Origin of the sequence: Gemmobacter megaterium (assembly GCF_900156815.1) — a bacterium.
Taxonomy (GTDB): domain Bacteria; phylum Pseudomonadota; class Alphaproteobacteria; order Rhodobacterales; family Rhodobacteraceae; genus Wagnerdoeblera; species Wagnerdoeblera megaterium.
The window spans coordinates 419,525-444,688 of sequence record NZ_FTOT01000002.1 but is presented as its reverse complement, the minus strand read 5'-3'; the positions used below and the strand labels follow the sequence as shown (position 1 = coordinate 444,688).

The 25,164-nt window shown below is 64.5% G+C and carries 19 protein-coding genes and 1 tRNA gene; 16 read left to right on the top strand and 4 right to left on the bottom strand.

Annotated elements, in window-relative coordinates; translation table 11 throughout:
- Nucleotide 1 precedes the first annotated feature (1 nt).
- Nucleotides 2-1,531, bottom strand: a complete 1,530-nt coding sequence (locus BW970_RS06620) for a class I adenylate-forming enzyme family protein (RefSeq protein ID WP_229740456.1) — start codon at nt 1,529-1,531, stop codon at nt 2-4.
- A 388-nt stretch (nt 1,532-1,919) separates the two neighbouring features.
- Here BW970_RS06620 and BW970_RS06615 point away from each other — a divergent pair, with 388 nt between their 5' ends.
- The 5 genes from BW970_RS06615 to BW970_RS06595 all read left to right on the top strand — a co-directional run bounded on the left by BW970_RS06615 (nt 1,920) and on the right by BW970_RS06595 (nt 7,108).
- Entirely contained in the window at nt 1,920-3,014 is a 1,095-nt protein-coding gene (locus BW970_RS06615) for an ABC transporter ATP-binding protein (protein ID WP_144038892.1), read from the top strand.
- Between the two features lie 34 nt (nt 3,015-3,048).
- A complete protein-coding gene (locus BW970_RS06610) occupies nt 3,049-4,107 on the top strand; it encodes an ABC transporter substrate-binding protein (protein ID WP_076529612.1) in 1,059 nt (352 codons plus the stop codon).
- A gap of 96 nt (nt 4,108-4,203) precedes the next feature.
- Nucleotides 4,204-5,043, top strand: coding sequence for an ABC transporter permease (locus tag BW970_RS06605; RefSeq protein ID WP_076529611.1), 840 nt, complete (start codon nt 4,204-4,206; stop codon nt 5,041-5,043).
- Nucleotides 5,040-5,816: an ABC transporter permease gene (locus BW970_RS06600; protein ID WP_076529610.1), complete on the top strand. Its 777-nt coding sequence runs from the start codon at nt 5,040-5,042 to the stop codon at nt 5,814-5,816. The genes BW970_RS06605 and BW970_RS06600 overlap by 4 nt, the downstream gene beginning before the upstream one ends.
- The gene (locus tag BW970_RS06595) at nt 5,816-7,108 is read left to right on the top strand and encodes an NAD(P)/FAD-dependent oxidoreductase (RefSeq protein ID WP_076529609.1); all 1,293 of its coding nucleotides are present in this window, start codon (nt 5,816-5,818) and stop codon (nt 7,106-7,108) included. The genes BW970_RS06600 and BW970_RS06595 overlap by 1 nt, the downstream gene beginning before the upstream one ends.
- Nucleotides 7,109-7,251: 143 nt before the next feature.
- On the opposite strand, the gene BW970_RS06590 is transcribed toward BW970_RS06595, so the two are convergent.
- Nucleotides 7,252-7,671 (bottom strand): Fur family transcriptional regulator, encoded by a 420-nt coding sequence (locus BW970_RS06590; RefSeq protein WP_076529608.1) that lies wholly within the window; start codon nt 7,669-7,671, stop codon nt 7,252-7,254.
- Between the two features lie 155 nt (nt 7,672-7,826).
- Here BW970_RS06590 and argE point away from each other — a divergent pair, with 155 nt between their 5' ends.
- The 4 genes from argE to BW970_RS06570 all read left to right on the top strand — a co-directional run bounded on the left by argE (nt 7,827) and on the right by BW970_RS06570 (nt 13,495).
- Nucleotides 7,827-8,990, top strand: a complete 1,164-nt coding sequence (argE, locus tag BW970_RS06585) for an acetylornithine deacetylase (RefSeq protein WP_076529607.1) — start codon at nt 7,827-7,829, stop codon at nt 8,988-8,990.
- Nucleotides 8,987-10,330 (top strand): NAD(P)/FAD-dependent oxidoreductase, encoded by a 1,344-nt coding sequence (locus BW970_RS06580; RefSeq protein ID WP_076529606.1) that lies wholly within the window; start codon nt 8,987-8,989, stop codon nt 10,328-10,330. Before argE ends, BW970_RS06580 begins: the two co-directional genes overlap by 4 nt.
- Nucleotides 10,331-10,637: 307 nt before the next feature.
- Nucleotides 10,638-12,026, top strand: a complete 1,389-nt coding sequence (locus BW970_RS06575; protein WP_083701180.1) for a UDP-glucose dehydrogenase family protein — start codon at nt 10,638-10,640, stop codon at nt 12,024-12,026.
- A 47-nt stretch (nt 12,027-12,073) separates the two neighbouring features.
- Nucleotides 12,074-13,495 (top strand): calcium-binding protein, encoded by a 1,422-nt coding sequence (locus tag BW970_RS06570; RefSeq protein WP_076529605.1) that lies wholly within the window; start codon nt 12,074-12,076, stop codon nt 13,493-13,495.
- Between the two features lie 57 nt (nt 13,496-13,552).
- Here BW970_RS06570 and BW970_RS06565 read toward each other — a convergent pair whose 3' ends face one another.
- Both BW970_RS06565 and BW970_RS06560 read right to left on the bottom strand, forming a co-directional pair.
- Nucleotides 13,553-15,157 (bottom strand): glycosyltransferase, encoded by a 1,605-nt coding sequence (locus BW970_RS06565; protein WP_076529604.1) that lies wholly within the window; start codon nt 15,155-15,157, stop codon nt 13,553-13,555.
- Entirely contained in the window at nt 15,154-16,479 is a 1,326-nt protein-coding gene (locus BW970_RS06560) for an HlyD family secretion protein (RefSeq protein ID WP_076529603.1), read from the bottom strand. The genes BW970_RS06565 and BW970_RS06560 overlap by 4 nt, the downstream gene beginning before the upstream one ends.
- Before the next feature lie 322 nt (nt 16,480-16,801).
- On the opposite strand from BW970_RS06560, the gene cysS reads away from it, so the two are divergent.
- The 7 genes from cysS to BW970_RS06525 all read left to right on the top strand — a co-directional run bounded on the left by cysS (nt 16,802) and on the right by BW970_RS06525 (nt 25,101).
- Nucleotides 16,802-18,271, top strand: a complete 1,470-nt coding sequence (gene cysS, locus BW970_RS06555; RefSeq protein ID WP_076529602.1) for a cysteine--tRNA ligase — start codon at nt 16,802-16,804, stop codon at nt 18,269-18,271.
- Between the two features lie 149 nt (nt 18,272-18,420).
- Nucleotides 18,421-20,037: a citramalate synthase gene (gene cimA / locus BW970_RS06550; RefSeq protein WP_076529601.1), complete on the top strand. Its 1,617-nt coding sequence runs from the start codon at nt 18,421-18,423 to the stop codon at nt 20,035-20,037.
- Nucleotides 20,034-21,035: an alpha/beta hydrolase gene (locus BW970_RS06545; protein ID WP_144038891.1), complete on the top strand. Its 1,002-nt coding sequence runs from the start codon at nt 20,034-20,036 to the stop codon at nt 21,033-21,035. Before cimA ends, BW970_RS06545 begins: the two co-directional genes overlap by 4 nt.
- On the top strand, nt 21,032-21,808 hold the full coding sequence (locus BW970_RS06540; protein WP_076529600.1) for a squalene/phytoene synthase family protein: 777 nt from the start codon (nt 21,032-21,034) through the stop codon (nt 21,806-21,808). The genes BW970_RS06545 and BW970_RS06540 overlap by 4 nt, the downstream gene beginning before the upstream one ends.
- A gap of 218 nt (nt 21,809-22,026) precedes the next feature.
- Nucleotides 22,027-24,435 (top strand): endopeptidase La, encoded by a 2,409-nt coding sequence (lon, locus tag BW970_RS06535; RefSeq protein ID WP_076529599.1) that lies wholly within the window; start codon nt 22,027-22,029, stop codon nt 24,433-24,435.
- 167 nt (nt 24,436-24,602) lie between these two features.
- Nucleotides 24,603-25,007 carry an HU family DNA-binding protein gene (locus tag BW970_RS06530; RefSeq protein ID WP_076529598.1) on the top strand — a complete coding sequence of 135 codons (405 nt, stop codon included), beginning with the start codon at nt 24,603-24,605 and terminating at the stop codon, nt 25,005-25,007.
- A 19-nt stretch (nt 25,008-25,026) separates the two neighbouring features.
- A tRNA-Val gene (locus BW970_RS06525) sits at nt 25,027-25,101 on the top strand.
- Nucleotides 25,102-25,164: the final 63 nt, after the last annotated feature.

Sequence of the window (25,164 nt, the reverse complement as noted above, 5' to 3'; positions counted from 1 at the left end):
CCTACCGCCAGATCCGTTCGACCCTGTCGAAGGCGCCCTGGCGCTGGTCGTTCCGGCTCCTGATGAGTTCGGTTTTTGACACCTTGAAGGACGTGGTGCGCGGCATCGTTTCGATGAATTCAAAGTATCGGGGCACCTTGAACGAGGCGAGCCGCCTTTCGGCATATTCCACGATCTCGTCGATCAGGGCCACGTCGGCCTTCTGGCCGTTCTGAAGGGTCACAAACGCCTTGACCTCTTCGCCGCGCATGTCGTCCGCGACCCCGATCAGCGCGACTTCCTCGATCTTGTCCATGTCGCGCAGCACGCCTTCGACCTCGCGGCAGGCGATATTCTCGCCAGAGCGCCGGATCATGTCCTTCTTGCGGCCAACGATATAGTGGAAGCCGGCCGCGTCCTTTCGGAACAGGTCGCCAGAGTGGAACCAGCCGTCCTGCAACACTTCGGCGGTCGCCTCGGGATTGTTGCAGTAGCCCTGAAGGATACCGGGGCCCCGGATCAGCAACTCGCCAACCTCGCCCGGTGCGACCTCTTGCCCGTTGTCGTCGATCACCTTCGTTTCGCGGAAGGGCGAGGCGATCCCGCAACTGCCAGAGCCGATCATGTCTTCGGCTTCCAGCGGGACATACATGCCGGATCCGATCTCGGTCATGCCGAAGGCCTCGCGGGCCTTGAAGCCATAGCGCGCCTCTATCTCCCTATGGGCCGAGGCGCGGACGCCATAGATGTTGGCGCGTTTCACGACATTTTCCGCGTCATGCGGTGCCGGGGGCTGTTTGCTGGCTGCCTCGGGAAAGAGGCAGAATTCGATGGCATGATCCGCCAGCCATCTGGAGAATTTCGAGGCGCTCTGCTTGCGGCCGACAACCAGCGTGCCGCGCTGGTACATCGCCATCAGCAGGAGCCATTGCGGGTCCATATAGGTGAAGGGCGTCGTCGCCAGGATGCGGCGCAGGCGCAGGCCGTCGCGCCAGGCGTTCACCATACCGGCCGTCAGCCAGTAGCGGTGCGAAAGCAGGCAGCCCTTGGGCAGGCCCGTCGTGCCCGACGTATACTGGATGTTGACGATCGTGTCGCGGTCCAGCGCAGGGGCGGGGCACTCCTCTGCCGCGGCGGCGTCGAACCTTTTGCACCAGTCGGCTGTGCCGACGATCAGGACACCGATGCCCGGATCCCCGTCGTCGAATATCCCGGCCAGTTCCTCGTGAATCAGCAGAAGGCGCGCGCCGGAATTTTCCACCGCATAGGCGAGTTCCCTGGCGGAGGAGCGTGTGTTGACCGGCACCATGATTGCCCCGATCCGGGCCAGACTCAGCCAGGTCAGCGGCATTTCCGGCACATTGGGCAGCATGACGGCCACCCGATCCCCGCGCCGGATCCCTTCGCCAGCCAGCAGCGCGCCGATCTTCATGCTGTCGCGGCGCACCTCCCGGTAGGTCGCGGTTGCGCCTTCGTCAAAGAACTCCCACAGCCGCGCATCCGGGCAATCCGCCGCCGCCTCGTCAAGCAGGGCCGAAATCGACAGTGGCATCGGGGCCTTTTCAATCGTCTCTCGCCGTTCTGCAGGAGTTTGGTCGGGAGTGGTCAGGGGAACGGGCGTCATTGGGAAAGTTGTCCTGGATTTCTTGTTGAAGGTGCGGCGTCCTACCGTCCGGTCAGACCCAATTAGCCAGCGCGCCGGGATGCCTGCAAATTTCGAATGCAGCCCATATTATAACTAAAGGTTATTTTTGAGATTCTGCCCAGGCATCTGTTTTTGAATAAGATTGGCGGCGGAGATCCGAATTTCAGCTTCATAATATTTGGGAATGATATCCTGTGGACTTGATATTTGACTTGGGCCCCATGCGTGGCGTTTCAAATGAGGCATGTTCGATATCCGATCCACCGACACCCATCATGTAACCCGGAGCATCTGCGTGCCCCAGACAGCCACCATGCCCCAGCCGATCCTGCAGATTGATACTGTCACCAAGGTCTTCGACGGCGCCACCGCCGTGGACCGGGTGACCCTTGACGTGGCCGAAGGCGAATTCGTGACGCTGCTTGGCCCGTCAGGCTGCGGAAAATCGACGTTGCTGCGCATGATGGCCGGTTTCGAAACCCCGACCTCTGGCCGAATCCTGATGCGTGGCAGGGATATGTCGAAAGATGCGGCTTACGAGCGCGAGATCGGCCTGGTGTTCCAGAACCTCGCGTTGTTTCCGCACATGAACGTCTATGACAACGTTGCGTTCGGCTTGCGCGCCCGCAAGCGGACCGAAGGGCTGGACCGCAAGGTGCGTGACATCTTGGCGCTTGTCGGGCTGGATGGTTTCGAAAAGCGCCGCACCGGCCAGATTTCCGGCGGCCAGCGTCAGCGCGTGGCGCTGGCGCGCTCGCTGGTCACGTCGCCTGACGTGCTGCTGCTGGACGAACCGCTGTCTGCGCTGGACCTCAAGCTGCGGCGCCAGCTTCAGGTCGAACTCAAGCGAATCCAGAAAGAGACGGGCATCACCTTCATCTTCGTCACCCACGATCAGGAGGAGGCATTGTCGATGTCCGACCGCATCGCCGTGATGAACGCGGGCCGGGTGGAACAGTTCAGCACCGCTGTAGAGACGTATCATCACCCGCGCACCCGTTTCGTCGCTCAGTTTGTCGGCGAGACCAACCTGTTCGAGGCCCGCGCCATCAGGCGCGACGGCGACAGCGTGTCGCTATCCGTTGCGGGGGTAGACCTGCCGATGACTGTCGCTGTAACGCCGGGGGCTGGCGTGCGTGCAGGTGATGCGGTCTGGGTCGCTGTCCGGCCGGAATACATCACCATCGGCCGGGCCGCCGGACCCGCGCTCAGGGCCAGAGTCGCGTCGCACAGCTTTTCCGGCGCAACCGTGACCTACGCACTGGACAGTGCTGCCGGGCATTTGCTGGCACAAGTGCCGTTCCGGCCGGGGCAGGGGCATCCCTTCCCGCACGGCGAAGAGGTGCGGGTCGGCTGGGCCGAAGAAAACGTAACCGTGATCCCGGACTAGCCGGGGCAACCCATCCCGACCTGGAGGACCAACAATGACACTTACCAGACGTCAGACCCTTGCCAGCGCCCTTGGCGCCACGGCGGCGCTGTCCATGCCGGCCAGGCTGTTTGCCCAGTCCGGCCCCATCCTGCACGCTTCCTGGGGCGGGGGTGTCGGCGATACCTGGACCGTGGCCTTCGCCGGCCCCTACACCGCCGATACCGGAACTGCCGTGCGCATCGTCGAGCTTCCCAACCCCGAGGCGCAGTTCCGCGCCCATGCCGGAGATCCGCAATATCACACCGGGATCGGCACCTTTGTGCAGGGTGTCAACATGATGCGGGATGACATGCTCGAGACCTTCAGCCTCGATGAAATCCCGAACATGAGGAACATCGACGAGAAATACTGGCTCAAGACCGAGGATGGCCGCATCGCGGGCGTCACCCCGTATTTCGCCTATTACGGTATCGCGGTGAACACGAACGAGGCGTCGGTCGAGGACTTCCAGTCCTGGAAATCCGTTGCCGACCCGAAGTGGAAGGGGCGTCTTGGCATGACCCGGCCGATCTACCTCTCGACATATGATCTGACGATTCTGGCCAAGGCGGCGGGCGATGACGAATATGACACCGCAGGCGGCATGGAACTGCTCAAGGGCATGGCAAGAAACGTGCTCAACGTTTCCAACTCGCTTGCGCAACAGAACACCATGCTGGAGCGTGGCGAAGTGGCGGCGATGCCGTTCTATTCCGTCCGGGTCTGGTCACTGAACGAGGCAGGCGTTGACTACGTCAAGATCCTCATCCCCGAGGAGGGCGCGCTGCTGCTGCCCTATGTGATCTTTGCACCGAAAGGCGTCAAGGATCGCGGGATGGTTGCGGACTGGCTGAACCACATAGCCTCGGCCGCGCCACAGGAACGCGGCGCGGCACTTTCCGGTTATATTCCGGCGAACAGGGATGCCGTCGCGACGAGTGAGATCAAGGCCAAGCTGGGCGGGGAGTATGACGACCTGCGCGCCCGACTTTACCAGCCGGACTGGGGTTACATCGCAGAGAACCAGAAGGATATCGTCGCCGCCATCGACCAGATGCTCGCCACACTCTGAGGCTCCCTGCGGTTCGGGGTGATCCCGGCCGACGTACCTGCCCGCCGGTGCCGGTTCGCACCGGCGGGACTTTTCCCGAAACCGGAGTTTGCCACCGTGTCGAGACCCCTCCGCATTGCAGTGCTGCTGCTTCCATCGGCGATCCTGATGGGTGTCTTCCTCTTTGGGCTTGTCCGCCTGATCGGGTCGTCTCTGCTGATCGAAGGGCGGCTCGACTTCGCCTATTATGATGCGATCCTCAGCCGTGCCGACTATGTTGCCATGCTGGGTCGCACTCTGCGCACTGCCGCGATGACCACCTTTGTCTGCCTCGTTCTGGGGTTTCCGACGGCGTATTTCGTCGCGCGCTATCGCGGCAACCGCAATTTCCTGCTGCTGCTAATCATCTTTCCCTGGCTCGTGTCCATTGTGGTGCGCAGCTATGGGTGGGTCGTGATCCTTGGCCCGCGCGGCCTGATCAATAGCCTGCTGACATGGTCCGGTCTGGCGGCGCGGCCGCTCAAGCTGATGTACAACGATTTCGGAGTGATCCTTGGGCTGGCGCATGTCCTGCTGCCCTTCATGATCATCGCCATCCTGTCGGTGATGATGCAGATCCCGCGCAACCTTGAAGAGGCGTCGATGAGCCTTGGCGGGCGGCCCGGATACAGCTTTCGCACGGTGCTGTTGCCGCTGTCATTGCCTGGTGTGCTGACGGGGATCACGCTGGTCTACCTGATGGCTACAGGCGCGATTGTTACGCCATTGTTGCTGGGTGGTCTGGGCAATACGATGCTGGGGACCGAGATTTTTCAGGAAGTCATGCACTTCTTCGATTATCCCAAGGCGGCCGCGCTGGCGACGGTCCTGCTTGTCACCGCGCTTGCCGTCGTCCTGCCGATCCAGATCCTTGAACGCTGGCTGGCCCGGCGCCTGTCCGACGGAGGTGCCGCATGATCACCCGCTACATCGCCATCGCAGTGCTTCTGTTCCTGCCGCTGCCGATCGTTATCGTCGTCCTGTCATCCTTTACCGCTGCCGGATATCTTTCGTTCCCGATCAAGGGGCTGTCGCTGCGCTGGTACGCCGAATTTCTCGGTTCGGCAGACTGGCTCAGGGTGCTGGGGGTTTCGGCACTGCTGGCGCTGATCGGTGCGTGTGTCAGCACTGCGGCGTCCTTTGCCGCAGCCTGGGCCGTCGTGCGGCACAACATGCGCTTTGGCACGACCTACGAGACACTCCTGCTGACCCCGCTGATCTTTCCCCATGCGGCCATTGGCGTGATCATGATCATGACGCTGTCGGGGCTGGGATGGCTTGGCACATTTTCTGGCTTGGTCCTCGTGCATTGCATCCTGACGATCCCCTATGCCTACCGGCCCATCGTCGCTGCACTGCGCAAGGCCGACCCGGCGCTGGAGGAAGCCGCGCAAAGCCTTGGAGCGCGCCCATGGCGGACCTTCTGGCTGGTGTCGCTTCCTGCGGTGCGGCCCGGCCTTGTGACATCGCTTCTGTTCAGCTTCATCATCTCGTTCGATGAGGTGACAGTGACGTTGTTCCTTGTCGGCCCCTTTGTCATGACGTTGCCGGTGCAGGTGTTTTCCGAAGTTCTGGAAAGCGCGAGCCCGATCATTGCGGCGGTCTCTGCGGCGCTGGTGCTGTTCACCTCGCTGATGGTCTTCATCCTGGACAGGGTCATAGGCATCCAGTTCTTTGTGGAGCGGGACTGATGGGCCTGATCCTGACCCCCTATTGGTGGGAGGATGCCCCGCCACGCAGGCTGGGCCACGCCCCCCCCGCCCGGACCGATGTGGTGATCGTCGGCGGAGGATTCACCGGCCTGAACGCGGCCATTGCGCTGCGTGGGGCAGGGGTGGAGGCTGTGGTTCTGGAGGCCGAGGACATGGGCCATGGTGCCAGCGGCCGCAACGCGGGGCATGTGTCAAGCGGGGTGAACCTTGGCAAGACGGCCTCTGCGTCGAATGTCCGCTCGCCGTTGGAGCAGCGGCTGCCCGAGGGTGTTTTCGACACGCTGAAGGCCGAGGCCGCCGCGTCGTTCGATTTTGTCGAGGCGCGGGTCGCGGCGCTTGCACGGGATGCGCAGTATCGTCGGTCTGGCCGCGTGGTCTGCGCAACCCTTCCCGGTCATTTCGAGGCGATGAAGCTCAAGTCCGCCAAGATGCAGCGAGATGGCGTGACCCTGTATGAACGGGATCGGCAGCGGCAGGTGATCGGCTCTGACCAGTATCACGGGGCGATGACCATCGACCGTGCGGGGCAGTTGCATCCCGGCAAATATGTGCAGGGCCTGATCGACATGGCGGCGGCCCGTGGCGCGGTGCTGTGCGACAACATCCGCGTGACCGGAATCGAGCGTGCCGGGGGCGCGTGGCAGGTTCGCGCGGGCACGATCTCTGTTCGCTGCGACAAGGTGCTGATTGCGACCAATGGCTATTCCGACGGGCTGAACCCTTGGGTGCGGCGGCGCGTCATTCCGGCCGCAAGCTACATCGTGGTGACGGACGAGCTGCCCGACGGGCTGATCGACCGGCTGTTGCCTGCGGGTCGCACGGCGGTCGACAGCCGCCGGTTGCTCAGCTATTTCCGGCCGACACCGGACCGCAAGCGCATCCTTTTCGGCGGTCGCGCCAGCCTGCGCGTCCGCGACGCGGCCGGATTGGCGGGCGAACTGGCCCGCAGGCTGCACGCCGTCTTTCCCGAAACCAAGGGTGTTCCCATCCGCTACGCCTGGTCCGGCCAGATCGCGTTTACCTTTGACCTGTTGCCGCACCTGGGCGAACACGAGGGTATCGCCTATGCGCTGGGCTGCAACGGCTCGGGCGTGGCGATGCAAAGCTATCTCGGGCACATGGCTGGACAGGCGATGGCAGGCAGAGAACGCTCGGCCTTCTGGAACCTCGATTTTCCGACCATGCCGCTTTATCGCGAGACGGCTTGGTTCCTGCCCGCGATGACGGGTTGGTACAAGTTTCGGGACCAGATCGAGCGGATCACCGGGTGAACTGATCCCCTGCGGGCTGGGGCATGCAACATCGCGGGCCGCGCGCAAGGGATCTGTGGCGGGTCCATCTTATGCCGCAGAAGATGGCAGAGGGGTTCGGGAGGGCGGGGTGCGTCGTGCCGGATCCCCTTGCCGTATCCGGCCTAAGCTGTCGGGGGTTTCACCCGCACCCCATATAGTTCCAGCCTGTGGCCCTTGAGCTTGTAGCCCAGTCGCGCGGCGATACGCTCTTGCAAGGCCTCGATCTCGGGATCGACGAATTCGATGACCTCTCCGGTGGTCAGGTCGATCAGGTGGTCGTGATGGTCGCGGGCGCTGTCTTCATAGCGGGCGCGGCCATCGCCGAATTCCAGCTTGTCAAGGATACCGGCCTCTTCGAATAGTTTCACCGTGCGATAGACCGTGGCGATGGAGATGCGCGGGTCGATGGCGGCGGCGCGGGCGTGCAGGGCCTCGACATCCGGGTGGTCTTCGGCCGCGCCGATCACGCGGGCGATCACCCGGCGCTGGTCTGTCATGCGCAAGCCCTTGTCCTCGCAGCGGGCGATCAGTCTTTCGGTCATCGGCGCCCCCTTTGGTTCCGGCCATTCCAGCCCATTACCGCACAGGCGCGCGCGGGAAAACCCGTTTGCGCGATGCGGACCGAACTTGTGCGGCTGTCGCCTTGACCTTTCCGGCGCTCGCGGTCAGCGTGACGGAAATCCCTGCAGGAGCCGTCATGCCCACCCTTTCCCCGCGCGAAATCCTGGACCGTCTGGTCGCCTTTCCTTCGGTCAGCCGCGATACGAACCTGCCGCTGGTGGATTGGGTGCAGGAGTATCTGGGCAGCCATGGCATTGCGTCCACGCGGGTGCCAAGCCCCTGTGGAACCAAGGCGCATCTTTATGCGCATGTCGGGCCTGCGATTGACGGGGGGATCCTGCTGTCGGGCCATAGCGACGTGGTGCCGGTGGACGGGCAGGCCTGGGAGACCGATCCCTGGACCGTGACCGAAAGGGACGGCCGGTTGTATGGCCGTGGCACCTGCGACATGAAGGGGTTTGACGCGCTGGCCATCGCCGCGCTGGTCGAGGGCGCGCGCCGGCCGTTGACGCGCCCGTTGCAACTGGCGCTGTCCTATGACGAAGAGGTCGGTTGCATGGCGGTGGCCGATCTGGTGCGCGCCATGGTGGATGCGCTGCCCAAGGCAGCAGCAGTGATCGTGGGCGAACCCTCGATGATGAAGGTGGTGACGGGCCACAAGGGGGGGATCGCGCTGCATTGTCACGTGCGGGGCTTCGAAGTGCATTCCTCGCTGCAACCCTATGGCGTCAGCGCGATCATGGAGGGCGCGCGGCTGATCCAGTGGGCGAATGATCGGAATGCCGAAAATGCCGCGCGCCCGCCCAATCCGCTGGCCGTGGGGTTCGATCCGCATTTCACCACGGCGCATGTCGGCCTGATCGAGGGGGGGACGGCGCATAACATCACGGCAAAGGACTGCCGGTTCGTGCTGGGGTTCCGGGTCGTGCCGGGCGAGGATCCGGCCGCATGGGAGGCGGCGGCGCGGGCCGAGGCGGCACGTATTGCCGCCCTGATGCAGGCCGTCCGCCCCGAGGCCGGTATCGACGTTACGGTTGCCTTTGCCGCGCCTGCCCTGTCGCCCGAGACGGATGGGGTGGCGGAGGCATTGGCGCGGCGTCTGACAGGTGACAATGCCAGCCATGTGGTCAGCTATGGCACCGAAGGCGGGCAGTTCCAGGCACTGGGCGGCTACTCCACCGTGGTGTGCGGTCCAGGCGACATCGCCCAGGCGCATCAGCCGAACGAATATCTGGAACTTGCGCAGTTCCAGGACGGCTGGCGCTTCATGCAGGGCATATTGGACGAACTGTCGCGATGACCGGCTTTCCGATCACCCCGGCAAGTCCGGTCGTCTTTGCCGATGCGTTGCCCGCGTCGTGCGATCTGGTGATCGTGGGGGCTGGCATTATCGGCATCTGTGCGGCGATCTTTGCCGCCGACCGCGGGCTCAAGGTGGTGGTCTGCGAAAAGGGCAGGGTGGCGGGCGAACAGTCCAGCCGCAACTGGGGCTGGATCCGTCAGCAAGGCCGCGATCTGGGCGAGTTGCCCATCGTGATGGAGGCCATCGGACATTGGCGGGCCTTCGAGGCGGAACTTGGCGACGATACGCTCGGGTTGCGCTGGACCGGCATCCTCAAGGCATCGCGCACCGAGACGCATCTGGCGCGCAGCGCGGAATGGCTGCGGCTGGCCAAGCCCTTTGGGGTCGATACACGGATGGTGTCGCGCGCCGAAATGCGCGACATGGTACCGGGTGCGGCGGTCGATTATGCGGGCGGGGTCTTTACGCCATCGGACGGGCGGGCCGAGCCTTGGGTCGCGGTGTCGGCGCTGGCGCGACTGGCGCAGGCGCGGGGTGTTGCCATCCGCGAGGCTTGCGCGGTGCGTGGGCTGGAGGTGTCGGGCGGGCAGATTTCCGGGGTGGATACCGAACGTGGCCGGATCGGAACCCCGCAGGTGATCGTTGCGGCGGGCGCATGGTCGCGGTTGTTTCTTGCGCCGTATGGCGTGCACATTCCGCAGTTGTCGGTGCTGTCATCGGTGGCATCGACCGATCCGGTGCCGGGTCTGTTCGCGGGCGGGTTCTCGGATGGCGACTATGCGTTTCGGACGCGGGCGGACGGGGGACTGACGCTGGCGCCGGGATCGGAGCATGACGTCTTCATCGGTCCCGACGCCTTTGCCAGCTTGTTCCGGTATATGTCGACGCTGCGGCAGGACTTCCGGTCCACCCATTTCCGCCCCTGGGCGCCGCGCGGCTTTCCCGATGGCTGGACGACCCCGCGCCGCTGGACGGGGGAAAGCCCGTTCGAGGCGCTGCGCATCCTGTCGCCCCGCCCCAACATGGCGACGCTGAACCGGGCGCGCGTGGCCCTGGAACGGGCCTTTCCACAGGCCGGGCCGCTGCGCTTTCGCACTGTCTGGGCCGGCATGATCGACACGCTGCCCGATGTTGTCCCCGTGATCGACCGGGTCGCGGCGCTGCCGGGGTTGATCCTTGCGACCGGAATGGCCGGTCATGGCTTTGGCATAGGGCCGGGCGTGGGCCGGGTTCTGGCCGACATGGCGATGGGGCAGCCCGTGGGCCACGATCTGAGCCGCTTTCGCTTCGTCCGGTTCTCGGACGGAAGCCCGGTGGATTTTGGCGCGGCCCTGTAGGGGTTGCCGCATTTCCTCACCCGTTCCTGGTTGCGCCATAGGCACCTATGCACCGACAGGTTGCGGATTGATCGCGCAGGCGCGAACAATCAGGGCCGTTCTTGCGGAAAATCAGGGGGATCAGGGCCGATTCTGGCCTCAATTCCATTGCGGCGGCATTGCGGCACCGCCCGCAGGTTTGCCCAAACTGGCGGAATATCGGTCACAAATCACCTTTCTGGCGCCTGAATCCGGCCCGCTTCCCCGGCGATTGGTAAATGCAACAGAAACCAAGACCGGCTCCCCGGTTCGCCAGGAAGATCACGTCATGCTCCACAATGTCGTACCTCAGGGATTTGCCCCGTTCACCGTCATCGAACCGCGTGCGGCGGTGTCGGTTATCGGGCTTGGATATGTCGGCGCGGTCTCTACCGGCTGCCTGTCGGCGCTGGGGCACCGGGTGGTGGGGGTCGATGTGGATCCCGTGAAGGTCGCCCAGATCAACGCAGGCCACGCCCCCTTGCACGAGGAAGGTCTGCAAGACCTGCTGACCCAGGGCGTGGCCGACGGGCTGGTCAGCGCGACCGACGATATTGTGGCGGCGGTGGCCGATACCGATGTGACCTTCGTTTCCGTTGGTACGCCAACGGCGCCGGATGGCGGCTGCGACATGCGCCACATCATCTCGGCTGCGCGCGGCATCGGCCGGGCTCTGGCCATCAAGGAGGGCTATCACGTCGTGGTCATGCGCTGTTCCATCCCGCCGGGCACGACGCTGGGCGTGATGGTGCCCGAGATCGAGGAGGCATCGGGCAAGGTGGCAGGCCGCGACTTCGGGATCTGTTTCAACCCGGAGTTCCTGCGCGAAGGCGTGGCAATCGCGGATTTCCATGCGCCGCCCAAGACCGTGATCGGTGCCAGCGACGAACGCGCGGCGGCCGTGGTCGCGCGGATCTATGAAAAGGTGGATCCGAACATCATCCTCACCTCGATCGAAGTGGCCGAGATGGTGAAATATGTCGACAACGTATGGCACGCCACGAAAGTGACCTTTGCCAACGAGATCGGCCGTCTGTGCAAGCCGCTGAACGTCGACAGCCACGAGGTGATGAACATCTTCGTTCAGGACACCAAGCTGAACCTGTCACCCTATTATCTCAAGCCCGGCTTTGCCTTTGGCGGCTCCTGCCTGCCCAAGGAGGTTCGCGCCGTGACCCACCTCGCCGAAGAACTGGGGGTGTCGCTGCCGCTGATCGGGGCTTTGACCCAGTCGAACCGTACCCAGGTCGAGACCGCGCTGGAGATGGTGCGCGCCACCGGCGCCCGCAAGGTGGCCGTTCTGGGACTGGCGTTCAAGCCTGGCACCGACGATCTGCGCGAAAGCCCCATTCTGGATGTCATCGCGGCCCTGACGGATGCGGGTGTCGAAGTGGTGGCCCATGATGCTGCCGTCACCGCCGAAACCCGGATCGAGGCGCAGTTGGCCTATGTGGAACATGCCGCGCCGGGGCTGAAGCGGCTGGCGCCGAAACTGGCAGGGATGCTTGCGGCAAGTGCCGAAAGCGCCGTGGCGGGGGCCGATGCGGTGATCGTGACCCACGCCAGCGACCTTTACCGCCAGGTAGTGGCCCCGCTGGTGCAGCCGGTGATCGACGTCGTGCGGCTGTTCAAGGCCCGCGCCGACCAGCCAACCGCGCTGTGCGGTATCGGCTGGTAATTTGACCGAGTTCCGGCGCCTGGCGCCTTGATGCGATTGGATACCCAATGACCACTGCAAAGATCACCACCTTCTGGGGCTCTGCCAAGACCGATGCGATCATCGGCACGGCTGGCGATGACATCATCCACGGCTACGGCGCGGTCCCGCTTACCACGCAGCCGGTGCAACCGACCTTTTCGGATTGGGCGGGCGGCCCGAAAGACAATGACGTCCTGCAAGGCCGGGACGGCAACGATACCATCTATGGCGGCGGCGGCGGCGACAATATCTTCGGCGGCGACGGCAAGGATCACATGCATGGCGGCGATGGCAACGACAAGATCCGCGGCGGCACCGGCAATGACAAGGCCTGGGGCGGCACGGGTGATGACCTGATCCATGGCGACGAAGGGAACGACACGCTGAAGGGGGGCGCCGGGGCCGATACGATCTATGGCGGCGTCGGGCAGGATTTTCTGGAAGGCAATGCCGGCAACGATGTGCTGTACGGCGAGTCGGGCCGCGACTGGCTGGACGGTGGGGCGGGCAATGATCAGCTTTTCGGCGGCAGCGGCAAGGACACGCTTTACGGCGAGTCCGGCGATGACGTGCTGGATGGCGGAAACGGCGATGATGCGCTGTACGGCGGCAGCGGGAATGACAAGCTGATCGGCGGGTCGGGGCACGACCTGATGCACGGCGGGTCGGGCGATGATGCACTCTATGGCGGCAACGGCAGCGATACCCTGAAGGGCGGCGCGGGCGACGACGCGCTCTATGGCGGTGATGGCAACGATCTGCTCGAAGGCGGGTCGGGCAACGACTGGCTCGACGGCGGCTCGGCCAACGACACCTTGTATGGTGGCCAGGGCGATGACAGCCTTTATGGCCAGAACGGCGACGATATTGTCTATGGCGGCGCGGGGCACGACCTGATCGACGGCGGGGACGGCGCTGACCTGATCTGGGGCGACACCGGCAACGACACGATCTATGGCGGCGCGGCCGCAGATACCCTGCACGGCGGCGAAGGGGACGATCTCGTCTATGGCGGCGGCGGTTTTGACCAGGTCCATGGCGGGCGGGGCAACGACACGCTTTATGGTGACGCCGGCAATGATCTGCTGGACGGCAGCCATGATGACGACGTGCTGTATGGCGGCACCGGCACCGATACGCTGATCGGCGGCGAGGGCAACGATACCCTGTATGGCGGGGCGGGCAATGATGTGTTCGTCTGGCGCACGCAGGATATCGGCGTCTGGACCGATGTTGTCGCCGATTTCGAGGCGGGCAGGGACAGCATCGACCTGGCCGACCTGTGCCTGCTGGACAAGGGCTGGACCGCCGACAGTTTCCTGTCGGATGCGATGAGCCTGCTCGACACCGGCGCAGTGCAGATCGCCATCGGGGACCTGTCGATCCTCGTGCAGTCCGAGGTGGCCTTGCAGGTCGAGGATGTCTGGGGGTCTATCCAGTTCGCCTGAGGCCCCGCCATAACTATTCCCAGAGCCCGGAGCGCCAACGCTCCGGGCTTTGTCCGTTCAGAATGGCCGTGGCAGCACGCCGGCATAAATGCCCAGAAACGTCGCAAAGGCCATGACCGATGTCACAAGCTGGAACAGCGCAATATGGTCGCGCACGGCATCCATCCGGCTTTTTCGCTGCCCGACCGCCTGTCCGCCGCGGTTGAACCACTTCTGTTTGGCCAAGTGAAACAGCATGTAAATCTTGACGCCCGAATTGATCAACTGATTGAAATACAGGATGAAGGGCCAGGACAGATCGGGGACGCGGGCATACCGCCACAGCCACGCCGACAGGAACAGGCGTGACGCGATGACCCACAGGAACACATTGGTGGCATAGAGCGGATCGAGGATCGTGCCATAGATCGCCAGGATCGGACTGACCATCATCGTCCACATGGCGATGCGCTGATCCACCACGCACCACCAGATGAACGGCGGCACCACCGCGGGCCCCAGCGCGATTGCGCGGCTGCCGTTGCGCAGCATGTTGCCCGACCAGCGGCGAAAGTTCTCTACCATCCGTTGCAGGCCGGACCCCTTGATGATCTCGATCGTATAGACGCAGGCATCGGGCACATAGGTCATCTTGGCCCGCTTGGTCAGCAGGTGATACCAGGTCGATTTGTCGTCTCCGGACAGAAACCGGAACCGGCCCCACAGCCAGTGGTCCAGATGGTCGGCCTCGATGGTGCGGATGAACTGGGGGTCGATGATGTGGCGGGCGCGGAACACGCTGAAGCGGCCGGTCAGTGTCAGCACCCGGTCGCTGACGGCATGGCTTTCCATTGCCAGGCGCCGTTGGGCAAAGCGCATGGTCAGCCATTTCTCGATCCAGCCTGGACCAAAGCACATGACCTCTTCGTCGGTGGTCAGCGCTTGCAATTCCGGGTCGGCGCCGAACATCGACAGGGTCTTTTCCAACACATCCGGCCCATAGACGGCATCACCATCCATGAAGATCACCAGGTCATCGGCCTCTACGTCATGGCGGCTGATTCCGCGCAGGATCAGGCCGATGGCCATGCGCTTGCCCGGCTGGTTCTGGCGGACAAAGATCACCTCGGCCAGATCATCGGGGATGTCGGCAGCGTGGGTCTGGACCATCTCTCGGATGTTGAGTTCATCCTCGGCGCTGCCTGTGCCGATCCAGATCGAGGTGGGCACCCGCTCGCGCCGGATTTGCGACAGGATCGACAGCAGCACAAGCCGCGTGATCGCGCGTTCCTCGCGGTAGGTCGTCATCTGGATATGCAACCGGCGCGGGCGCCATCCGCTGGCCCAGACGCGGGCCGCCTGTTCGCGCCGCTCGGGCCAGATCATGCGGCGGTAGCTGTCAGAGCGCAGCGCATGGTTGAACCACCAGCCAAAGCGCCACAGCCCCAGCAGCCCCAGCGCCACGGTGATATGCAGGTTGTCAGGGTGCAGGAAACGGTTGGGCAACAACACCGCCACGCCCCACAGCACCCCCAGCAGCAATCCAAGCCGCAACAGGAACACGGGCGGATACCGCGCCATCCCGACAGGGGCCGGAGCGATTTGGTCGCGCAGGCGGCGGGCGATTTCCTTTTCCAGCGCATAATCGCCCGGCGGGACATATCCGCCGTCGCGGTCGGTCATTGGCGCCAGCCCTGAAGCCAGTGGGACAGATGCTCGGGCTTCAGCGCCACGAACACCGGCATCCCTTCGACGAACAGGCGGCGGCTGTCCTCGACCCCCAGACCCGGAACCGTGATCGTGGCAACCAGAAGCTGAGAGGCCCCCCGCCCGTCCACGACAATCCGCTGGACCGCCCCCTGAACGCCGAACCGCTCGCCATCGCGCATATAGGCGATGTCCGCGCGCATTCCGGGCCAGATTTTCAGAACAGAGCTTGCGGGCAGGTGGGCCACGATGCTGCGCGGCTCGTCCAGTTCGAACAGGACCAGCGGATCGCCGGGGCGCACCATGTCAAACGGGCGGATCAGATGTTCCAGCACCGTTCCCGGCCCCGGTGCGATCAATGCCGTGGCCTCGGCCCGTTCGCGGAAACTGGCGATGCGGCCTTTCAGGCGTTCGATTTCGGCGCGCTGTGCATTGGCTTCGGCCTCCAGCTTCAGGCGCACGTCGTGGTAGTCGCCGGTGTTCACCGACACGCCCTGATCGAAGCGCTCTATCCCGCCGCGAAAGGCGGCGCGGGCCTCGGTCGCCTGGGCTGCGTGGGCGGCAAGACGGGCCTCGGTGGCGATCAGCATCTGCGCGGTTTCCGCCTCGGCCGTCTCGGCCTCGGCCAGCAGGCGCAACGCATCCTGATCGTCCAGCCGGACGATCACGTCGCCGTCCTGCGCCTTGGTCCCGGCGGGAACCGGCAGTTCACGGACATAGCCGGTGACGGGGGCAACGATCTGGCTGGTGGCGGCGGCGACATGCGCCGACAGCACCGGCACCGTGCTGAAGCGGTTCCACGCGACCATGCCCAGAAATCCCGCCACCAGCGCGAACAGGGCGCCGTAATAGGCCAGGTTCACCAGCGCCCGCGACCGCCGCGACCCGACCCGCGCCTCGCCTGCCTGGCGTTCGGCGTCTGTCTCGCCCATCGGCACAAGATCCACGGGGGAATCCAGCGCGGTGATCATGTCGGCCGTGCTCGACATGCGGCCCGACATCAGGTTGCGGTAGAACAGGGCCAGCGTCTCGCGCTGGCGCCCCGTGAGGTTGCGGAACAGATATTCGTTCTCGGCCTCGCCCTTTTCCAGCTCGATGGGGAAATAGACGCCTGCCCCCTGGAACGGGATCGACAGCATCAGGCCATCCAGATCGCGTCCGTCCAGATCGGGGGTGTAGAGCGCCTTGAGCGACCAGTCCGACACCTTGACGGCCTGACCGTCGGGAAACCCGACATGCAGCGGGGCGCGCAGGCGGAACATGGTTTCGGCGCTGGGTGGTTCGTGGCGGACTTCCACCGGGGGTCTCCGTCTGCGGTTCGGCAAACGTTAATCCAGCCCGGCGTGCTTGACCAGTCCATGCGTGGCCGTCGCTCCATATTTGGCTGGTCTGGTGGCCAAATGCGCTAGCTGTAGGGCGGTCTGCGCCGCGCCTGAAGGCTGGACGCAGACCGCGCCGCGTGATACGAGGCAGGCATGAACGGAACCGCGATCATCTGCATCTGCTGCATTACCTGCTGACTTTTGTCAGGCGGGCCGTTCCAAGCTGTTCCCAAGGAAAAGCGAAGTTGGTAAGCCCGCCCTCGGGGGAATGCCGCAAAGGCATCAGGGAAGGACTGCCATGGCCCGCATCCGCTTGCGCAACACGATGACCCGCAAGGTCGAGGATTTTGTGCCGCTCGACCCCGGCAATGTGCGGATGTATGTCTGTGGGCCCACGGTCTATGACCGGGCGCATCTGGGCAATGCCCGGCCCGTCGTGGTGTTCGACGTGCTGTTCCGCCTGTTGCGCCATGTCTATGGCGAGGCGGCGGTGACCTATGTGCGCAATTTCACCGATGTGGACGACAAGATCAACGCCAAGGCCGCCGAGACCGGGCGCCCGATCCGCGACATCACCGACGAGACGATTGCCTGGTATCACGCCGACATGGACGCGCTGGGCGCGCTGCGCCCCACGGCGGAACCGCGCGCGACCGAGTGGATCCCGGCGATGGTCGCAATGATCGAAGGGCTGATCGCGGGCGGCCACGCCTATGCCGCCGAAGGGCATGTGCTGTTCCGCGTCCGGTCGTTTGCCGCCTATGGCGCGCTGTCGGGCCGGTCGGTCGATGACATGATCGCCGGCGCGCGGGTCGAGGTGGCGCCCTACAAGGAAGATCCGATGGATTTCGTGCTGTGGAAACCCTCCACAGGCGATCAGCCGGGCTGGGAATCGCCTTGGGGCGTGGGGCGGCCAGGCTGGCACATCGAATGCTCTGCGATGTCGGATGGCCTGCTGTGGGAGGCGATGAAGGACCGCCTGTCGCCCGAGGCGCTGGCCGCCCCGCATGTGTTCGACATTCACGGCGGCGGGATCGACCTGCAATTCCCGCACCATGAGAACGAAGTGGCGCAAAGCTGCTGCGCCCATGGCGCGGCGGATCCGGCCAAGGGGTTTGCCAACTACTGGCTGCATAACGAGATGCTGCTGGTCGAGGGCAAGAAGATGTCCAAGAGTTTGGGCAATTTCTTCACCGTGCGCGAATTGCTGGATCAGGGGGTGCCGGGCGAGGTGATCCGCTATGTGTTCCTGATGACGCATTATTCCAAGCCGATGGACTGGACGGCCGACAAGGCGCGCGAGGCAGAAGGTGTGTTGCGGAAGTGGCGCAGAGAACTCACTGGAGTCGGTCCGACCTTGCCTGCGGAACCCGTTCGGCGTTCTCTATCCGAAAACCTGAATACCCCTTTGGCTCTTGCGGAACTGAATACGCTTTTCAATCTATGGACGTTTCTAAAAGGAGCAGCGACGAGTTCTGAAGAACGTTCAAGAGCAACAGAGATTGAAGGTCAGTTCTTGGCATCTGCGAATCTATTGGGGCTGCTCATCGATGGAAATGTACCGTTGTTCAGCCCTATGGACCTGGCACAATATGGTCTGCGTCTAGTGACCCTTCGCCTGCAAGCCACGGCCACCAAGGACTTCTCCGCCGTCGATGCCCTGAAATCCGCCCTCATCACCGCTGGGGTCGAGGTGCGCATGTCCAAGACGGGGGTGGAACTGGTGCCAGGGCCGGGGTTCGACCCGGCCAAGCTGGAGGATATCTGAGCGGTTCGTGGGGTGGTTGACGCCGGGGGCTGTCTGTCCCCGGACCCCCGAGGATATTTGTGGACAGATGAAACAGGGCGCCGGTTCCCTTGGGGGCGGTGCGGGGGTGGTCGGGCCATCCGGCGGACGAGGCGAGAGGGAGGCGAGGCGTGAGGGAACGTCTTTACCTATACGACACCACGCTGCGCGACGGGCAGCAGACGCAGGGCGTGCAATTCTCGGTCGCCGACAAGATCCAGATCGCGCAGGCGCTGGACCTGTTGGGGGTGGATTACATCGAGGGCGGCTGGCCGGGGGCCAATCCGACCGACAGCGACTTTTTCGCGGCCCGCCCACAGACCCGCGCCACCTTTACCGCCTTTGGCATGACCAAGCGGGCCGGGCGGTCGGCGGCCAATGACGATGTGCTGGCCGCCGTGATGAATGCCGGAACGCCTGCGGTCTGTCTGGTGGGCAAGACGCATGATTTCCACGTCACCACCGCGCTGGGGGTGACGCTGGAGGAAAATGTCGAGGCTATCGGCGCCTCGGTCGCGCATATGGTTGCCCAGGGGCGCGAGGCCCTGTTCGATGCCGAGCATTTCTTTGACGGGTTCAAGGCCAACCCGACCTATGCCCTGGCCTGTCTGGAGGCCGCCTATCAGGCCGGCGCGCGCTGGATCGTGTTGTGCGATACCAATGGCGGCACCTTGCCTGCCGAAGTCGGGCGGATCGTGGCCGAGGTGGTGGCGCGCATCCCCGGCGACCGTCTGGGCATCCATTGCCATGACGATACCGGCAATGCGGTGGCCTGTTCGCTGGCGGCGGTGGATGCCGGGGTGCGGCAGGTGCAGGGCACGCTGAACGGGCTTGGCGAACGCTGCGGCAATGCCAATCTGACCTCGCTGATCCCCACGCTGCTGCTCAAGGAACCCTATGCCAGCCGGTTCGACACCGGAGTGGCGCGGGACAGCCTGCCGCAGATGGTGCGGATCAGCCGGATGCTGGACGACATCCTGAACCGGGTGCCGATGCGATCCGCGCCCTATGTCGGGGCCAGCGCCTTTGCCCACAAGGCGGGGCTGCACGCCAGTGCCATTCTCAAGGATCCCTCGACCTACGAGCATATCGAGCCTGCGACGGTCGGGAATACCCGCATCATTCCGATGTCGAACCAGGCCGGGCAATCGAACCTGCGCGCGCGGCTGGCCGAAGCGGGGCTGGAGGTGCCGCCCGGCGATCCGCGGCTGGCCCGCATCCTGGACCGGGTGAAAGAGCGCGAGGATCAGGGCTTTGCCTATGATGGTGCCCAGGCCAGTTTCGAGATGCTCGCCCGCGGCGAACTGGGGCTGGTCCCGCGCTTTTTCGAGATCGAACGCTACCGGGTGACGGTAGAGCGGCGGCGCAACCGCGAAGGGCGCACGGTCAGCCTGTCCGAGGCCGTGGTCGTGGTCAGGATCGGCAGCCAGCGGGTACTGTCGGTCTCGGAATCGCTGGACGAGAGCGGGGAGGATCGCGGCCCGGTCAACGCGCTGTCCACGGCGCTGGCCAAGGATCTGGGCCCCTATCAGGCCAGTATCGACGATATGAAGCTGGTCGATTTCAAGGTGCGCATCACGCAAGGCGGCATTGACGCGGTCACGCGGGTGATGATCGACAGCGAGGACGGGCAGGGGCGCCGCTGGTCCACCGTTGGGGTCAGCCCGAACCTGGTCGATGCCTCGTTCATGGCGCTGCTGGATGCGATCAACTGGAAACTGATCCGCGACGGGGTGGGTCCGGCTTGAGACGTGCGCTGACGCGACTGGTGATTGCGGCGGGTATCGGTCTGGGCGGCACGCTGGCGGTGGCGACAGGGCTGGCGCTGTTTGGCGGTCCGGGGGAGCGGCGCGCCCCCGAAGCGGGGCAGGGGCTGCGGTTCGGCGGGCCGGAACCCCTGGCGGCAGATGTCCCGTTGGCGCAGGTGATGGCGCGCGACGGCGTGCCACTGGCCTATCGGCGGTGGGACTCGGTGCGGGCCGATGTGCCGCTGGTGATTGCGGTGCATGGCTCTGGCTGGCATGGCGGGCAGTTTCGTGGCCTCGGCGCTGCACTGGCCGCCGAAGGTCTGGCCGATGTGGTGGCGCCTGACCTGCGGGGCCATGGCACCAGTCCGAAGCGGCGCGGGGATGTCGACTACATCGGCCAGATGGAGGATGATCTGGCCGATCTGATCGCGGCCACCGCAGGGCCAGACCAGCTGGTGATCCTGCTGGGCCATTCGTCAGGTGGCGGTCTGGTGGTCCGTATGGCGGGTGGCGCGCATGGCGGGGTGCTGCACGGGGCGATTCTGCTGGCGCCATTCCTGCAACATGATGCCCCGACGACCAGGCCCAATGCCGGTGGCTGGGCACAGGTGGCCTTGCCGCGGATCATCGGGCTGACGATCCTCAACAGCTTTGGCATCCGGGCGCTGAACCATCTGGAGGTGATCCGCTTTGCCTTTCCCGATGCGGTTCTGGCCGCGCCGGGCGGCGAGGCGGCGACCACCGCCTATTCCTTTCGGTTGAACACCTCTTATGCGCCGCGCCGCGACTGGCCGCGCGATGTGGCCAGCCTGCCGCCCTTCCTGCTGGTTGCAGGCACTGCTGACGAGGCGTTTGTCGCCACCGCCTATCAGCCCGCCATGTCCGCCGCAAATCCGCACGGCGGCCAGTACAGGCTGGTGCAGGCCGGGCATCTGGATGTGGTCGACCATCCGGATACGTTCGCGGCCATTCGGGACTGGCTGGCGGACCTGCGATGAGCCTTGATCACTGCCGCGCCCTGTTGGTCTCTGCCGATCCCGACCGCCTGCGCACGGCAGAGGCGGCGCCTCGGGCCGCGCAGGCGTTGCTGATCCCGCTCTACGCGCTCAATGTCGAGATCTCGCGCGCGGCATGGGCCAGCACCGAGCCGCTGGTCGCCGAGATGCGGCTGCAATGGTGGCGCGATGTTCTGGCCGAACTCGGGCAGGGGGCGCCCCCCCGCACAGGGCATCCGGTGTTGGAAACCTGCGGGTTTCTGCAAGGGGATGGCGCAGCGGTCGCGGTGCTTGACCGCTTGGTCGAGGCACGGCGCTGGGATGTCTGGGGCGATCCCTTTGCCGGATCCGGGGCGCTGTGGGATCATCTCGAGTCCACTGGCGGGGCGCTGATGTGGTTGGCGGCCCGCCTGCTTGGCGCGCCGGACAGCGCGGAATCCACCGTGCGCCAGTTCGGCTCGGCTGCGGCGCTGGCTGCCTGGCTGCGCGCTGTGCCGTCGCTCACCGCGCGGGGGCGCCATCCGCTGCCGGACCCGGCGGCGGATGCCGTGTCCGAGCTTGCACGTCAGGGGCTGGACCGTATCGCGGCGGCCCGCAGGGGCCGGGGGCAGGTGCCCGGCCCGGCGCTGCCTGCGTTGCTGGCAGGGTGGCAGGCCCGCCCGCTCCTGGCACTGGCGATGAAAGAGCCTGCAAGGGTCGCGTCCGGAACGCTTGCCCTGAGCGAATTCGCGCGTCGTGGCAGCCTGACCTGGGCCGCGCTGACCGGGCGCTGGTAGTGGCACCCGGTCGCTTTGCTCCGAATATCCTTGCGGGGAATTGCCCGGAACAGACAAACGGCGGGCGGCGCAAAGCCCCCCTTGCTGCGCCATCATTCCCAGGTGCCACCCGTTGACTTGCGTTGGCTGTGACACCATCTAGACTGTCTTGACAGGGGAAGGCCGGGCGCTGCCGAATTCCTCGGGGCCGGTGCCTTCCTGCCAGCTAAGGAACGATGATGAACGAACCCCTTTCCCCCAGCTATCCGGTGCTGCCGCTGCGCGACATCGTGGTATTCCCGCATATGATCGTGCCGCTGTTCGTCGGGCGCGAGAAATCCGTGCGCGCGCTGGAAGAGGTCATGTCCGAGGATCGCCAGATCCTGCTGTCGTCGCAGGTCGATCCCACGGTGGATGATCCCGGCAGCGACGGGATTTACAAGGTCGGTGTCCTTGCGAATGTGCTGCAACTGCTGAAGCTGCCCGATGGCACCGTCAAGGTGCTGGTCGAGGGCCGTTCGCGTGTCCGCATCGTGCGGTTCATCGAAAACGACAGCTTTTTCGAGGCCGAGGCCGCGCGCCTGACCGAACTGCCCGGCGACGAGGCCACGGTCGAGGCGCTGGTGCGCACCGTTTCGGACGAATTCGAACGCTACGCCAAGATCAAGAAGAACATCCCCGAAGAGGCGCTGGCCGCCGTCGCCGAAACCCGCGAATCCGCGCGGTTGGCCGATCTGGTGTCGGGCCATCTGGGTGTGACCGTCGCGCAAAAGCAAAAGCTGCTGGAAACGCTGGACGTGGCCGAGCGGCTGGAGCAGGTCTATGGCCATATGCAGGGCGAGATGTCCGTCCTTCAGGTCGAGAAAAAGATCAAGTCCCGCGTCAAGTCGCAGATGGAGCGCACCCAGCGCGAATACTATCTGAACGAACAGATGAAGGCGATCCAGAAGGAGCTGGGCGACGGCGAGGACGGCCAGAACGAGATTGCCGAGATCGAGGCCCGCATCGCACGCACCAAGCTGTCGAAAGAGGCCAAGGAAAAGGTCGAGGCCGAGGTCAAGAAGCTCAAGACCATGAGCCCCATGAGCGCCGAGGCGACCGTGGTGCGCAACTATCTCGACTGGATTCTCGGGGTGCCGTGGAACGTCAGGTCCAAGGTCAAGAAGGATCTGGGCAAGGCCGAGGATGTGCTGAACGCCGACCATTACGGTCTGGAAAAGGTCAAGGAGCGCATCGTCGAATATCTGGCGGTGCAGAATCGTTCGTCCAAGCTCAAGGGCCCGATCCTGTGCCTTGTCGGCCCTCCGGGTGTCGGCAAGACCTCGCTTGGCAAGTCGGTCGCCAAGGCGACGGGGCGCGAATTCATCCGCATCAGCCTTGGCGGCGTGCGTGATGAATCCGAGATCCGGGGCCACCGGCGCACCTATATCGGCTCGATGCCCGGCAAGATCATCCAGGCGATGAAAAAGGCCAAGACGTCCAACCCGCTGATCCTGCTCGATGAAATCGACAAGATGGGGCATGACTTCCGTGGCGATCCTGCCAGCGCCCTGCTGGAGGTGCTGGATCCAGAACAGAACGGCACCTTTGTCGATCACTATCTGGAAGTGGAATATGACCTGTCGAACGTCATGTTCCTGACCACGGCCAACAGCTACAACATGCCGGGGCCGCTGCTTGACCGGATGGAGATCATCAGCCTTGCCGGCTACACCGAAGACGAAAAGCGCGAGATCGCGCGCCAGCATCTGATCACCAAACAGGTCACGGCGCATGGCCTCAAGAAAGGCGAATACGCGATCACCGACGAGGCGCTGAACGATGTCATCCGCTATTACACCCGCGAAGCCGGGGTGCGGAATCTGGAGCGTGAAATCGCCAAGACCGCACGCAAGGCAGTGACCGAAATCGTCAAGGGCACATCCAAGACCGTCGAGGTGACGCCGGACCGGCTGGAATCCATGCTGGGCGTGCGTCGGTTCCGCTATGGTCTTGCGGAACAGGAAGATCAGGTCGGTGTGGTCACGGGGCTTGCCTGGACCAGCGTGGGCGGCGATCTGCTGCACATCGAGGCGCTGAAACTGCCCGGCAAGGGCCGCATGAAGACGACCGGGAAACTGGGCGATGTGATGAAGGAGTCGATTGATGCGGCGGCCAGCTATGTCCGCTCCATCGCGCCCAGGATCGGGGTGAAACCGCCGAAGTTCGATGCCATCGACATCCACGTCCACGTTCCCGATGGCGCCACTCCGAAGGATGGCCCCTCGGCCGGTCTGGCCATGGTGACGTCGATCGTCTCGGTGCTGACGGGCATTCCGGTGCGCAAGGACATCGCCATGACGGGCGAAGTTTCGCTGCGCGGCAATGCCATGGCCATTGGCGGATTGAAGGAAAAACTCCTCGCGGCCCTGCGCGGTGGCATCACCACGGTGCTGATCCCCGAAGAGAACGAGAAGGATCTGCCCGAGATCCCCGAGAATGTGAAGCAAGGCTTGCAGATCATTCCGGTCAAGCATGTGTCCGAGGTGCTGAAACTGGCGCTGGTTCGCCAGCCCGAGCCGGTGGAATGGGACGAGGCCGCTGAAGAGGCCGCAGCCCTCGCCCGCCGTGCCGAAGGGGCCGGACGCGAAGGCCAGATGGCGCACTGACGCCGGTTCCGATGCCACGCAGGGCCGCCGCACAGGCGGCCCTGTGCGTTTTCGGCGCCCGACTGTCGCAAAACCGTTTTAAGTCGCGTGTGATGCTGCGAAATTGGCTTGTTGTCCGCGCAAGTGGCCCTATTCTGCGGTGAAACATCGCAAGAGGGTGCCTTCCCATGGCCAAATCCACCAAACCGGCGACTGCCAAGCCCCGCGCAAGGAAAACCGCCAGCGCGCCGAAGAAACCCCGCGCCGCGGCACCCGCGCCGGTTGCGCCCATCGAGGGCCCGGTCGAAGGCGGCGTGCTGAAGATGAAGGATCTGCTGGATCGGGTGTCCGCGCGGACCGGGGCCAACAAGAAGCAGGCCAAGGGGCTTGTCGAGGCGGTGCTTCACGAACTGGGCGCCTCTTTGGCCCGGTCCGAGGGCTTTGTGCTTCCGCCGCTTGGCAGGGCCAAGGTCAGCCGCAGCTCTGACGACGAGGCGGGCCACAAACTGGTGATCAAGCTCAAGCGCGGTGGCGGCAAACGCGACGCTGCGCAAAAAGAGCCGGAAACCCCTCTTGCGCCGGTCGAGGAGTAGCGGTAAACCCCCGGCCATCGGGCGATTAGCTCAGCGGTAGAGCGCTTCGTTCACATCGAAGATGTCAGCGGTTCAAATCCGTTATCGCCCACCATGAATTCCACGCGGCGCCTCAACTTCGCAGTTGGGGCGTTTGCTTTTGCGAAGTGTGCCGAAG